The organism is Oxalobacteraceae bacterium OTU3CAMAD1, assembly GCA_024123915.1.
In the GTDB taxonomy this organism is placed as follows: Bacteria; Pseudomonadota; Gammaproteobacteria; order Burkholderiales; family Burkholderiaceae_D; genus Rugamonas.
In genome coordinates this window covers 2,291,782-2,304,977 of the sequence record CP099650.1, presented here as the reverse complement: position 1 = coordinate 2,304,977, position 13,196 = coordinate 2,291,782, and the positions used below count along the sequence as shown (strand labels likewise).

The following is a 13,196-nucleotide window of genomic DNA, read 5'->3' as shown; positions in this document are numbered from 1 at the left end:
CCCGGCGGTGGTAAGCTTGAAGCCAGCATTCAGCCTCGCCGGCGCGGTTTGAGTTTGCGCGCCCTCCGCCCCTTCCTTCCGAGACCGCTCGATGACTACAGAAACCCACATCCCGGGCAAAGACGCCGCCCTCGAAACCACCATCGCCACCATGCAGGCCACGCTGGCCAGGCGCGGCTTCCGGCTGACCGAATCGCCGCCGACGCACGAGGCCGGCGGCATCTGGTCGATCCGGTTGACGGACGACGACTGCCCGCTGCTGACCGCGAACGGCAAGGGCGCGACCGAGCTGGCCGCGCGGGCCGCCGCCTACGGCGCGTTCGCCGAGCGCCTGGGCACCCATGACTTCTGGAGCCGCTTCCACCTGGGCGCGCGGCGCGCCGACGCCCCCGTCGTCCATTATCCGGGCGAGAGATGGTTCGCGCCGCCGGCCGACGGTTCGTGGCCGTCCGCGCTGCTCGATCCGGAACTGCACGCCTTATACAATCCGCAGGGCGACATCGGCGCCGGCGTGCTGGTCGACCTCAACTCCGGCAACGCCGGGCGCGGCATCTGCGCCCTGCCCTACCAGCGCCTGCGCGACGGCGCCACCGCCTACATCCCGGTCAACATCATCGACAACCTGTACGCCAGCAATGGCATAGCCGCCGGCAACACCGTCAACGAGGCGCGCGTGCACGCGCTGTCGGAGATCTTCGAACGGGCAATCAAATACCGGATCATCGCCGAGGGCATGTGCCTGCCGGAGGTGCCGGACGACGTCATCGCCCGCTTCCCCGCCATCGAGGCCGGCGTCGCCGGGCTGCGCGCGGCCGGTGTCGGCGTGCTGGTCAAGGACGCCTCGCTGGGCGGCAAATACCCCGTCATGAACGTCACGCTGATCCATCCGGGGGACCAGGGCGTGGTCTCCAGCTTTGGCGCCCATCCGCGCCTGGCGATCGCGCTGGAGCGGGCGATGACCAAGCTGCCGCAGGACCGCTCGCTCGACGCGCTCGAAGGCTATCCGGAACCGAGTTTCGACGCCAGCGAGATCGACTCCTTCGCCAACCGGGAGGCCCACCTGGTCGATGGGCGCGGCGTGGTCGCATGGGAATTCCTGAGCGACACGTCGGACTATCCTTTCGTCGACTGGAACTTCAGCGCCACCACGGAGGAGGACTACCGGTGGCTGGTCGAGGCGCTCCACGCAGAGGGCAAGGATATCTACGTGGCCGACTTCGACGAGCAAGGCGTCCACACCTGCCGCATCGTGGTGCCGGGCTTCTCGGAGGTCTATCCGGTCGAGGACCTGGAATGGGAGAACAACAGCGTCGGCAACACACTGCGGCCGCTGCTGGTGCGCCTGCAAGACCTGAGCGTGCAGGAGTGCGCAAGCTTGCTGGTCGAGCTGCAGACCTCGAACCTGGACGACGAGCGGCCGCTGTGGCAATTCCTCGGCCTGGCCGCTGCGGACGGCACGCCGTGGAAACAGGTGCGCGTGGGCGAATTTAAAACCATGCTGGCGCTGGTGGTGGGCGACGAGGAAGCGGTGCTCGAGGGCTGCAACTGGATCCACCACTACGGCGACCTGGTCAAGCCGCGCCGGCTGGTGTACCGCTGCATCGAGAGCATCGTCCGGCAGGACGAGCCGGAGAACTTCCGCCGCGCGCTGGAACTGCTGTACGGCGCCGAGACCTTGGCGATGGCCGAGGCCCTGCTCGATGGCTCCGAGCGCTTCTTCGGGCTGGAGACGCTGGGCCCGAACTTCGAAGGCAGCGCCATGCATCAAAGCTTGCTGGCGGCCTACGACAAGCTGTTCGCGCCGGACGCAAGCACGATCTAAATCACGTAGGGCGGATTAGCGCAGCGTAATCGGCCATGCACGAGCCGCCGGCGGCTCAAGCATGACCGATTACGGCGTCCCGCCTAATCCGCCCTACGTGATTTACGACAACGCCGCGTCCACCAAGAAGTCAGGCTGCAGGGCCCGGATGCGCAGCTCGGTGAAATAGCCGCCGGCCTCGTTGTAGCGAAGATAGTTGCGTCCGCAATTCATGCAGCGCGACACCGTGCAGCGGTTGTACGGGTAGTAGCGCGGCGCGATCGGTGCGTCCTCGCTCTCGTAGCGCGTATCGTTCGGATGGAATTCGACGAACGTCGGTTCGTCATACGGATCGTCCATCAGCGTGCCGACGTCCTCGAACCGATCCAGTTCCAACGTCATCGGCAACGCCTGCCAAGCCGCCAGCGATGCCTGGTTGCAGCTACACGGAACGCCTACTGCGGCGGACGCCTGCGCCAATTGCGCCAGCGCTGTGAAATCAATCTTTTGCATGCTTAGCCCATCACGAAGTTATTGATTTTACCGCAATGCAGATCAACTCACAGCCCGGGATTAGGGTCTACATTTGGAAACCTCGACCCCGGCATAACTAGCATGGAACTCCGAATCCTCACGTGGGTATTTCCTTGGATAATGGCTATTTTTGAATTTCTCATGCGCAGCAGCTTAAACGATCCCGCCCCCGCCGCCTTTATTGGCCCGACGGTCGGCGCAGCGTCGCTGGGCATGTTACTGCCGCTCACGCGAGCACGCGAATTGCATCAACGCGCTGCGAGTTGCTCCAAACGCATATCCTTTGATCGCAGCGAAGATCAGTGGGCGCAATGGATCAACGTAACGGTTTGGCTAGGCTTTTCCGCCTGGGCGATCAGCCTGTATTTAAGCCTTACGGATGGCGGTCTTTTTTTCGCAAATGTCGATGGCGGACGGACCGCTATTCTTATCGGCGCTATACTTTGGGGCATCGCGGTTCTTGTGGATTTTGCGCGAGGAGGCAGGAAATGAACTGGGATTCGGTTATCGATGGGCTGCTCCTGATTTTCTCCTGGATGCTAGGTTCCATGGCGATTGCCATCACTCTCGCGTTGGCCATTCGTCGTTTCTTCCCTCGTAGACCGGAGGATGACTACACCTTTGTCTTGAAGTCGAAAGACGGCAAAAAAGCCACCGTCGAATTACCACCGGACTTGCCGGAAGCTGAACAACAAGAACGCGTGCGGCAGGCTTACGAAAAAGTCGGACTGCCTCCTCAATCCCATTATCCAGTGCCCATGCCAAGTGGCGACGCCAACTTGTGGCGCTTGCGCCGCCATACCACCAAGGCCTTCCGAAGCGGAAATTCCCAAGCGATCTTCATCCCGCCTGAAATCGCCTACGGCCGCGCCGATATCGATCTCGACATTCAACGGGTCGGCGACGAGCTCCGCATCCGTCCTGCCACGGGCGACGCATCGTCGACCACGACGGCGCAGCCGCCCCGCTCCCGCGCCCAATAAAAAAGGGAGCCTCGGCTCCCTTTCGTGTTACATGATGTGCTGCCCCACCCACCAGGCGATCGCGGCGACGAAGGCCGACGCCGGGATCGTGAAGATCCACGCCCAGACGATGTTGCCGGCCACACCCCAACGCACCGCCGACATCTTCTGCGCCGAACCCACGCCGACGATGGCGCCGGTGATGGTGTGCGTGGTCGACACCGGCACGCCGAGGGCCGTCGCGGTGAACAGGGTGATCGCGCCGCCGGTCTCGGCGCAGAAGCCGCCCACCGGTTTGAGCTTGGTGATCTTCTGGCCCATGGTCTTGACGATGCGCCAGCCGCCGAACAGGGTGCCGAACGAGATCGCCGTGTAGCACGAGACGATGACCCACAGCGGCGGCTCGGCGTCGCCGGCCTGCGAGTAGCCGGCGGCGATCAGCAGCATCCAGATGATGCCGATGGTCTTTTGCGCGTCGTTGCCGCCGTGGCCGAGGCTGTACGAGGCGGCCGATACCAGTTGCAGGCGGCGGAACCATTTGTCGACCCGGCGCGGCGTCGAGCGCACGAACACCCACGACACGAGCAACATCATCAGCGAACCGAAGATGAAGCCGAGCAGCGGCGACAGCACGATGAAGGCCACGGTCTTGATCAGGCCGGCAGAGATCAGCGCGCCGGTGCCGCTCTTGGCCACCGCTGCGCCGACCAGGCCGCCGATCAGCGCGTGCGACGACGACGATGGAATGCCGTAATACCACGTGACGACGTTCCAGACGATGGCGCCGACCAGCGCGCCGAAGATCACGTACTGGTCCACCACATTGGGATCGATGGTGCCCTTGCCGACGGTGGCGGCCACCGTGAGCTGGTGGAACACGAAAATGGCGACGAAATTGAAGAACGCGGCCATGGCCACCGCCGTTTGCGGCTTCAGCACACCGGTCGAGACGACGGTGGCGATCGCGTTGGCGGCGTCATGGAAGCCGTTCATGAAGTCAAACACCAAGGCCAGGGCGATCAGGATGCCCAGCACATAGATGCTCATTTGGATGGTATTCATGGACTGTTCTTTTTGTAATTATGCGTTTTCGACGATGATGCCTTCGATGATGTTGGCCACATCCTCGCAACGGTCGGTGACGGTTTCCAGGATCTCATAGATGGCCTTCATCTTGATCAGGTTGCGCACGTCCGGTTCGTCGCGGAACAGCTTGGACATGGCGGCGCGCATCACGTGGTCGGCGTCCGACTCCAGGCGGTCGATCTCTTCGCAGATGGCGACGATCTGGCGCGAGTTGTCCATGTTGTGCAGCAGCGAGACGGCTTCCTTGACCTTCTCGGTGCAGGCCAGCACCAGCTCGGCCAGGCGCTTGGCTTCCGGCGTGACCGAGTGCAGGTCGTACAGCGAGACGGTCTGGGCGGCGTCCTCGAGCAGGTCGAGGATGTCGTCCTGGCGCGTGATGAGCTTGTGGATGTCGTCGCGGTCGATCGGCGTGATGAAGGTCTTGTGCAGCAGGTCGACGGTGGCGTAGGTGATCTTGTCGGCCTGTTTCTCGATGCTCTCGATGGCGTGCACGCGGTTTTCCAGGTCGTCGAAGTTGGACATCAACCCCAGCATCTCTTTTGCACCTTTGACGCACAGGTCGGCGTGTTGATTGAACAGGTCAAAAAATTTGCCCTCGGTGGGCATCAAGCGTCCAAACATGTCTTTCTCCGTTTCATAGTCGTGATTACTGCTACAGACCGCCCTCCGGCACGGGCCGGCGGCGTCAGAAAGGGTTCGCCCTGTTTGCTGTGGCGGACCCAGTGGTGTTGCCGGTGTTAGTCGCCTTGGTACAGCGCCAGGTTACCGGCGTAATTGCCGAACTTGGTGTATTGGCCGATCCAGGTCAGGCGCACCGAGCCGATCGGGCCGTTACGCTGCTTACCGATGATGATCTCGGCCGTTCCCTTATCGGGCGAGTCGGGGTTGTAGACCTCGTCGCGATACAGGAAGATGATGACGTCCGCATCCTGCTCGATAGCGCCGGATTCGCGCAGGTCGGACATGACGGGACGTTTGTTGGGGCGTTGCTCCAGCGAGCGGTTCAGCTGCGACAGCGCGATCACCGGGCACTGCAGTTCCTTGGCCAGGCCCTTGAGCGAGCGCGAGATCTCCGAGATCTCGGAGGCGCGGTTGTCGCCCTGGGTCGAGCCGGTCATCAGTTGCAGGTAGTCGACCACGATCAGGCCGAGCTTGCCGCACTGGCGCGACAGGCGCCGCGCGCGGGCGCGCATCTCGATCGGGTTCAATGCCGGCGTCTCGTCGATGTAGACCTGGGCGTCGTTCATTTTCTGGATGGCGTGCGTCAGGCGCGGCCAATCCTCGTCGTTCAGCTTGCCGGTACGCAGGCGGTGCTGGTCGAGCTGGCCGACGGAACCGAGCATACGCATGGCCAGCTGCACGCCGCCCATCTCCATCGAGAACACGGCCACCGGCAGGCCCTCCTCGACGGCCACGTTCTCGGCGATGTTCATCGAGAACGCGGTCTTGCCCATCGACGGGCGGCCGGCGACGACCACCATGTCGCCCGGCTGCAGGCCCGAGGTCATACGGTCGAGGTCGATCCAGCCGGTCGGCACGCCGGTGATCTCGGACTGGTTGTCACGTGAATATAATTCATCGATGCGCTCGACCACCTGGGTCAGCAGCGGCTGCACCGGCAGCCAGCCGGCGGCGCCACGGGCGCCCTGTTCGGCGATGGCGAAGATCTTCGATTCGGCCTCGTCGAGCATCTGCTTGACTTCCTTGCCCTGGGGCGTGAACGCCTGGCCGGAAATCTCGTCGGCCACGGTGATCAGCTGGCGCAGGATGGAACGGTCGCGCACGATCTCGGCGTAGCGGCGGATATTGGCCGCCGACGGCGTGTTCTGCGCCATCGCGTTCAGGTAGGCCAGGCCGCCGACGTCCTCGGCCTTGCCCATCTGCGTCAGGGTTTCGAACACCGTGATAACGTCGGCCGGCTTGGAGCCGTTGATCATCTTGACGATCTGTTCGAAGATGATGCGGTGGTCATAGCGGTAGAAGTCCTCCGAATGCATCATGTCCGCGATACGGTCGAACGCCTGGTTATCGCGCAGCAGGCCGCCAATGACGGACTGTTCTGCTTCGATGGAATGCGGCGGGACGCGGAGTGAATCGAGTTGCGGATCGGAGGGGGTGTTCATGGCGCGAATTATACCCGCTTAGGGCGGCAGCCAAGGCGTTACTACGAAAAAATTGGCGAGAAAAAAGCCGGGCAAGCCCGGCTTTTTTCAACTATTACCAATATCGCAAGCGTTATTAGCAACACAACGGGCATTGCTGCCCGCGCAAGTAATTTAGGCTGCTTCGCCCACGACGGCAACGGTCACTTCGACCACGACGTCGGTGTGCAGAGCAACGCTCACTGGGTGCTCGCCAACGGTCTTCAGAGGACCGGTAGGCATGCGCACAGCAGCTTTTTCTACAGCGAAACCAGCTTTGGTCAGCGCTTCAGCGATGTCGAAGTTGGTGACCGAACCGAACAGACGGCCGTCGACACCAGCTTTTTGCGAAACGTTCACGGTCATGCCGTTCAGTTTCTCGCCTTGGGCTTGAGCGGCGGCCAGTTTAGCGGCAGCAGCTTTTTCCAGTTCGGCGCGCTTGACTTCGAATTCAGCAACAGCCGACGCGGTAGCGCGACGGGCCATTTTTTGCGGAATCAGGAAGTTACGTGCGTAACCGTCTTTAACTTTAACGACTTCACCCAGGTTGCCCAGGTTGACGACTTTTTCTAACAGAATGATTTGCATAGTTTTTCTCCAGGATTAGACTACGCAATTAAGCGTGGTGCAGATCGGTGTAAGGCAGCAGCGCGAGGTAGCGGGCGCGTTTGATGGCGGTGTCAACTTGACGCTGGTAGTGCGCCTTGGTGCCGGTCAGACGTGCTGGCATGATCTTGCCGTTTTCCTGGACGAAGTCCTTCAGGGTATCAACGTCTTTGTAATCGACTTGTTCAACGTTTGCTGCGGTGAAGCGGCAGAACTTCTTACGCTTGAACAGTGGATTTTGTTGCTTGCGCTTTTCTTTAAGCTTGAGCTTGTTTTTGTCGAACTTTTTACCGAATGCCATTTGAGGCTCCTGTATCTAAATTGAGCTGTCTGGGACAGCACTAAAATCAATGATGTGAAACACCAGGCTTTTGCTGTTGCGTGTCTTCTTGTTGATAAAACCGGTGAACTGGTACACCCCGCCCAGTGGCGCCTGGCTGAAGCGGCCCGAGATCTCGCCCGCGGCAACCGCGGAAATCTCAAACTCGCTCAACCGGGCGATGCCCGCCTCCATCTGCTGCGACCGGTGCTGGAGTACAGCGTTCACGATCGGCATGCCGGCCGGGGTATAGCGCAAGGCGTCCCGTTCGGCGATCAAGGCAATGAATTGGCTTTGATTCACTGGAGCTGTGTCAGCTCGGTTTTGCAACAATTAGGCCGCAGGAGCGGCGGCAACAGGGGCTGCTGGGGCTTCGGTGCGATGCGATTTCGCTGCATCTTCACGTTGTACCGACTTCATCATCGGCGAAGGAGCGGTTTCCGCTTTCTTCATCTTGACGGTCAGGTGACGCAGCACGGCATCATTGAATTTGAAGGCGGTTTCCAGCTCGACCAGGGTCTCGTTGTCGCATTCGATGTTCAGGCAGATGTAGTGTGCTTTAGCCAGTTTCTGGATCGAGTAAGCCATCTGACGACGGCCCCAATCTTCAACACGGTGCACGGCGCCGCCGCGGGTCGTTACGGTGGTTTTGTAACGTTCGATCATGGCGGGCACTTGCTCGCTCTGGTCCGGATGGACGATAAATACTATTTCATAGTGACGCATGCAAACTCCCTTAAGGACTGTGAAAATATAGCCCACCCTGGCGTCAAGACAGGTGTGGGAAGAGGTAAGCCCGCGACTATATCAGCTTTTTGCGCGGAAATCTACCCCTTCCCGGCCCCGCGACAGTGCTAACATCTTGCAAAACCAACAGGATTCCGATATGCCACCTACCCGTGCGTTGTCCCCTTTGCTGTTTTCCTTCTTTATTGCGGCGTCGCCCTTCGCCGCCGAGGCGCCCGCCGCCACCGCCGCCAAACCCAGCCATCCCGACGTCGCCACCAAGGCCTACAGCACCAAAAAGTTCCTGCTGGCCCTGCGCACGGACACCCAGACTTTGGCGCGGCTCGATCCGGTCGCCGATCCGAGTTTCGACTTCACACCGGGCCCGAGGGAGGCCGAGCGCCAGTACGACGGCTACGCCCACATCGGCGACCTCAATCTGCGCCTGCGCAGCGGTGTCGCCGGGGCCTGGCAGGAATATTCGTCGTCCGCCGCGCGGCAGCCGATCAAACCGCTGACGGCTGGCGGCAAGGTCCTGGCGGCGGCCGACATCACGGCCACGCTGGGCAAGGACCTGCCGCTGACGGTGGAACGGCGCTGGCTCAACGAGGGCGGCGCGCTGGTGCTGCGGTTCACGCTGATTAACAACTCCAACGCGCCCGTGGAAATTGGCGGCCTCGGCATGCCCATGGTGTTCGACAACATTATCACCGACCGCACGCTGGAGCAGGCCCACGCCAGCGCCAGTTTCGCCGACCCTTATATAGGCCGCGACGCCGGCTATGTGCAGGTGACGCGCCTGAACGGCCAGGGCCCGGCGCTGATCGTCACGCCGGACGGGCGCACGCCGCTGGAGGCGTGGCGTCCGCTGACCGACCGCAGCCCGCGCGCGCAAACCTCGGAAGGCTTCTACGACTGGACCGTCGCCAGCAAGGCCTATGCCGAGAACGAATGGAAGAATGCCGGCGAACAGTGGAACACGCCGACCAGCATCATGCTGGAAGCAGGCGCGCGGCGCGACATCGGCGTGCGCTTCGCCACGGCGCCGTCGATCCGCGCCATCGAAGCCGCGCTGATCGCGCAAAAGCGGCCGGTCGCCGTCGGCATCCCGGGCTACGTGGTGCCGACCGATCTGGAGGCAACCTTGTTCCTCAAGAGCCCGCAGAAAGTGGTCGGCATCACCAGCTCGCCCGAGAACGCGCTGGCGGTCACGCCGGACAAGTCCACCGCCAAAGGCTGGGCGCGCTACACGGTGCGCGGCAACGGCTGGGGGCCGGCGCGCCTGTCGATCGCCTACGCCGACGGCAGCGTGCAAACGGTCAGCTATTTCGTCACCAAGCCGCTGGAGCAAACGGTAGCCGACCTCGGCAAGTTCTCCACCACGCAGCAATGGTTCGACGACAAGAAAGACCCGTTCAAGCGCGGGCCGGCCATCCTCACCTACGACCGCGACGCCAAGCGCATCGTCACCGACGACCCGCGCGTGTGGATCTCCGGCATGAGCGACGAAGGCGGCGGCGGCAGCTGGGTAGCGGCCATGAGCAAGCAGCTCGACAACCCGGACGCGGCCGAGGTGGCCAAGCTGGAACGGCTGGTCAACGAAACGGTGGTCGGCAAGTTGCAGGTGGCCGACGGCCCGCAGGCCGGCGCCGTGCGCAAGAGCCTGTTCTATTACGACCCGAAAGCTTTCCCCAGCTACTACAACCAGAAAGCCAACTGGGGCACCTGGGCCTCGTGGCCGAAGAAGGACGCGGACGACCTCGGCCGTGCATACAACTATCCGCACGTGGCCATCGGCCACTGGGTGCTGTACCGGCTGGCGCGCAACCACGTGGGCCTGGTCGCCGCGCACGACTGGCGCTGGTACTTGCAGCGCGCCTACCAGACCACGGTGGCGATGGTGCGCGACGCGCCCGAGTACGCGCAGTTCGGCCTGATGGAGGGCGACGTCTTCCTCGATATCCTGAAGGACCTGAAGCGCGAGGGCATGACGGCCGAGGCGGCCGACATGGAAAGCATGATGAAGCGGCGCGCCGACCACTGGCGCACCCTGGCCTACCCGTTCGGCAGCGAGATGGCGTGGGACTCGACCGGCCAGGCCGAGGTCTATGCGTGGATGCGCCACTTCGGCTACACCAAGCAGGCCGACATCACGCGCGAAGTGATCCTGGGCTATGACCCGGCGATGCCGAGCTGGGGCTACAACGGCAACGCCCGCCGCTACTGGGACTTCCTGTATGGCGGCAAGACCGCGCGCATCGAGCGCCAGATCCACCACTACGGCTCGACCTTGAACGCGGTACCGCTGTTCGATGCCTACCGCGCCAATCCGTCAGACCTGCACCTGCTGCGCGTGGCCTACGGCGGCCTGCTGGGCGGCATCACCAACATCGACCGCGACGGTTTCTCGTCGGCCGCCTTCCACGCCTGGCCCGACATGATGCGCTGGGACGCCTACAGCGGCGACTATGGCATGGGCTTCTACGGCCACGCCTACGCGACCGCCACCTATGTGCTCAAAGACCCGACCTTCGGCTGGCTCAGCTTCGGCGGCAACATGAAAGTGGCTAATAATGGCGTAGTCCAGATCACGCCCAAGGACAGCGCGCGCACGCGCCTGTTCGTGGCGCCAGCGCGCGCGTGGATCACTTTGGAAGCGGGCAAGATCGACACCGCGACCTACGATCCGAAAAGCCGCGCCATTACCTTGGAGCTGGCGGCCGCCACCGCCGCGACGCCGGTGGGACGGCTGCTGGTCGAGAGTCCGGGCGGCAAATTCAAGCCGCAGGGCCTGGTCGCCGAGCGTGGCGGCTACCAGATTCCGCTGACGGCGACGACCACGCGCGTGCTGTTGAAGCCACGATGAGGGTGGTTGAACGAACTTTTTTCATTTTATTTCGCTGAACACAACAAATTTCCTTGCATTGCGGGCCATACTGTACAAAAATACAGACTGTCTATATACACAGGCCCAACTGCACTCATGATCAAGCTCACCGCACGTCAGGAACAAATTCTCAATCTGATCAAGGATGCCATCGAAAACACCGGCTTCCCGCCGACGCGCGCCGAGATCGCCAACGAACTGGGCTTCAAATCCGCCAACGCGGCCGAGGAGCATTTGCAGGCGCTGGCGCGCAAGGGCGCCATCGAGATCGCCGCCGGCACGTCGCGCGGCATCCGTTTGTTGGGCGTGCACGCCGAACCGGCCACGCCGAAGGTGCCGGTGTCGTTGATGATGTCGCTGCCGCTGATCGGCCGCGTGGCCGCCGGCTCGCCGATTTTGGCGCAGGAAAACCTGGAGACGAGCTACAGCGTGGACCCGGCGATGTTCTCGTCCAAGCCGGACTACCTGCTCAAGGTGCGCGGCGAATCGATGCGCGACGCCGGCATCATGGACGGCGACCTGCTGGCGGTGAAGAAAGTCGACAGCGCCAAGAACGGCCAGATCGTCGTCGCGCGGATCGGCAACGACGTCACGGTCAAGCGCTACCGCAAGACCGGCACCCTGGTCGAGCTGCTGCCGGAGAACCCGGACTTCAAGATCATCAAGGTCGATCCGGAGGCGGACGAGTTCGCGCTGGAAGGCCTGGCCGTCGGCCTGATGCGCAGCTGGCACTAAGCCAGCCCTCGGACCCTCGATGAACCGTGGAGACACGTAGGGCGGATTAGCGCAGCGTAATCGGCCAGGTATGCGCCTCGTTGACGCATGCATGGCCGATTACGGCGTTCCGCCTAATCCGCCCTACGTGTCTTTGTGGTTTAGCAACCTTCCAGGGCGCACGCGAAGTCGTCGAGCAGATCGTCGGTGTCTTCGATGCCGACCGAGACGCGGATCAACGATTCGGCGATGCCCATCGAGGCGCGGCGCTCGGCGCCCATCTCGTAGAAGATCGTGTGCGCGACCGGAATCACCAAGGTGCGCGTGTCGCCCAGGTTCGATGCCGGGATCGCCAGCTTGAGGCGATTCAGGAAGTCGAAGCAGTCTATCCCCTCCTTCAATTCAAAGCTCAGCAACGAGCCATGCTTGCGGAACAGCTCGCTCGAGATGCCGTGCTGTGGATGCGATGCCAGGCCCGGATAGTGCACGGCGGCCACGCGCTCGTCCGCCTCCAGCATCTCGGCCAGCGCCAGCGCGTTGGCACTGGTGCGCTCCATGCGCAGCGCCAGCGTTTCGGCGCCGACGGCGATGTGGTGCGCCGCCTCCGGCCCCAGCGAGGCGCCGAAGTCGCGCAGCCCCTTGGCGCGGATCTGCGCCAGCCCCCATTGCAGCGGCGCGGCCTTCTTGTAGTTCTCGTAGATATTCGGGAACTTGGTCCAGTCGTATTCGCCGGTGTCGGTCAGGCTGCCGCCCAGCGCGTTGCCGTGGCCGCCGATCGATTTGGTCAGCGCGTTGACCACCAGCCCGGCGCCGACCGACTTCGGCCGGAACAGATACGGCGTGGTCATCGTGTTGTCGACGATGTAGAGGATGCCGCGCGCCTTGCACAGCTCGCCGATGCGCTTGAGGTCCGCCACCTGCGTGCGCGGGTTGGCGATGGTTTCGACAAATACCATGCGGGTCTGGTCGGTGATCGCGGCTTCGACGTTGGCGACGTCGGTGGCGTCGACGAAGGAGACGCCGACACCCTGCGCCATCGTGGTCTGCCACAGGCTGTTGGTGTTACCGAACAGGAAGGCCGACGAAACGACGTGGTCGCCCGCGCGCAGCAGCGCCTGGAACACGGCGCCGATGGCGCCCATGCCGGTGGCGAAGCACAAGGTGCCGACGCCCTGCTCCATCTTGTTGACCTTGTCCTCGAGCGCGGAGATGGTCGGGTTGCCCTGGCGGCCGTAGCGGAAGCCCGGCTCCTTGCCCTGGAATACCGACGCCAGCTGGCGCGCGTCGCCATAACCAAACGCGACCGAGGTGTGGATCGGCTTGTGCAGCGAGCCGTGCTCGATGCCCTTCAGGCGGTCGTTGTGCAGGATGGTGGTGGTGAAACCGTAGTTCTTCTTATCGTTCATTGGACGGGACCCGG

Annotated in this window: 14 protein-coding genes; 5 read left to right on the top strand and 9 right to left on the bottom strand. The window is 62.8% G+C overall.

From position 1 onward, the window contains the following. Positions 1-91 precede the first annotated feature (91 nt). Positions 92-1,822, top strand: coding sequence for a 30S ribosomal protein S12 methylthiotransferase accessory factor YcaO (ycaO, locus tag NHH88_09895; GenBank protein ID USX16069.1), 1,731 nt, complete (start codon positions 92-94; stop codon positions 1,820-1,822). A 102-nt stretch (positions 1,823-1,924) separates the two neighbouring features. Here the strand turns inward: ycaO and NHH88_09890 are convergent, their stop codons facing one another. After that, on the bottom strand, positions 1,925-2,314 hold the full coding sequence (locus NHH88_09890) for a hypothetical protein (protein ID USX16068.1): 390 nt from the start codon (positions 2,312-2,314) through the stop codon (positions 1,925-1,927). Positions 2,315-2,416: 102 nt separating this feature from the next. Here NHH88_09890 and NHH88_09885 point away from each other — a divergent pair, with 102 nt between their 5' ends. Further along, on the top strand, positions 2,417-2,827 hold the full coding sequence (locus NHH88_09885; GenBank protein ID USX16067.1) for a hypothetical protein: 411 nt from the start codon (positions 2,417-2,419) through the stop codon (positions 2,825-2,827). Then, entirely contained in the window at positions 2,824-3,318 is a 495-nt protein-coding gene (locus NHH88_09880) for a hypothetical protein (GenBank protein ID USX17524.1), read from the top strand. Before NHH88_09885 ends, NHH88_09880 begins: the two co-directional genes overlap by 4 nt. Before the next feature lie 27 nt (positions 3,319-3,345). Here the strand turns inward: NHH88_09880 and NHH88_09875 are convergent, their stop codons facing one another. The 7 genes from NHH88_09875 to rpsF form a co-directional block, all read right to left on the bottom strand. After that, a complete protein-coding gene (locus NHH88_09875; protein ID USX16066.1) occupies positions 3,346-4,359 on the bottom strand; it encodes an inorganic phosphate transporter in 1,014 nt (337 codons plus the stop codon). Positions 4,360-4,377: 18 nt separating this feature from the next. Then, positions 4,378-5,004 (bottom strand): DUF47 domain-containing protein, encoded by a 627-nt coding sequence (locus NHH88_09870; protein ID USX16065.1) that lies wholly within the window; start codon positions 5,002-5,004, stop codon positions 4,378-4,380. Between the two features lie 116 nt (positions 5,005-5,120). Next, positions 5,121-6,506 carry a replicative DNA helicase gene (locus NHH88_09865; GenBank protein ID USX16064.1) on the bottom strand — a complete coding sequence of 462 codons (1,386 nt, stop codon included), beginning with the start codon at positions 6,504-6,506 and terminating at the stop codon, positions 5,121-5,123. Positions 6,507-6,659: 153 nt separating this feature from the next. Next, a complete protein-coding gene (gene rplI / locus NHH88_09860; protein ID USX16063.1) occupies positions 6,660-7,112 on the bottom strand; it encodes a 50S ribosomal protein L9 in 453 nt (150 codons plus the stop codon). A gap of 28 nt (positions 7,113-7,140) precedes the next feature. After that, complete coding sequence (gene rpsR / locus NHH88_09855) at positions 7,141-7,431, bottom strand: 30S ribosomal protein S18 (protein USX16062.1); 291 nt, start codon at positions 7,429-7,431, stop codon at positions 7,141-7,143. Between the two features lie 15 nt (positions 7,432-7,446). Next, positions 7,447-7,752 carry a primosomal replication protein N gene (priB, locus tag NHH88_09850; GenBank protein USX16061.1) on the bottom strand — a complete coding sequence of 102 codons (306 nt, stop codon included), beginning with the start codon at positions 7,750-7,752 and terminating at the stop codon, positions 7,447-7,449. A 30-nt stretch (positions 7,753-7,782) separates the two neighbouring features. Continuing rightward, on the bottom strand, positions 7,783-8,175 hold the full coding sequence (gene rpsF, locus NHH88_09845) for a 30S ribosomal protein S6 (protein USX16060.1): 393 nt from the start codon (positions 8,173-8,175) through the stop codon (positions 7,783-7,785). A 160-nt stretch (positions 8,176-8,335) separates the two neighbouring features. Here rpsF and NHH88_09840 point away from each other — a divergent pair, with 160 nt between their 5' ends. Both NHH88_09840 and lexA read left to right on the top strand, forming a co-directional pair. Continuing rightward, on the top strand, positions 8,336-11,041 hold the full coding sequence (locus NHH88_09840) for a DUF5695 domain-containing protein (GenBank protein ID USX16059.1): 2,706 nt from the start codon (positions 8,336-8,338) through the stop codon (positions 11,039-11,041). A 117-nt stretch (positions 11,042-11,158) separates the two neighbouring features. Then, positions 11,159-11,797, top strand: coding sequence for a transcriptional repressor LexA (gene lexA / locus NHH88_09835; protein ID USX16058.1), 639 nt, complete (start codon positions 11,159-11,161; stop codon positions 11,795-11,797). 140 nt (positions 11,798-11,937) lie between these two features. Here the strand turns inward: lexA and NHH88_09830 are convergent, their stop codons facing one another. Then, positions 11,938-13,182, bottom strand: coding sequence for a cystathionine gamma-synthase family protein (locus tag NHH88_09830; protein USX16057.1), 1,245 nt, complete (start codon positions 13,180-13,182; stop codon positions 11,938-11,940). Positions 13,183-13,196: the final 14 nt, after the last annotated feature.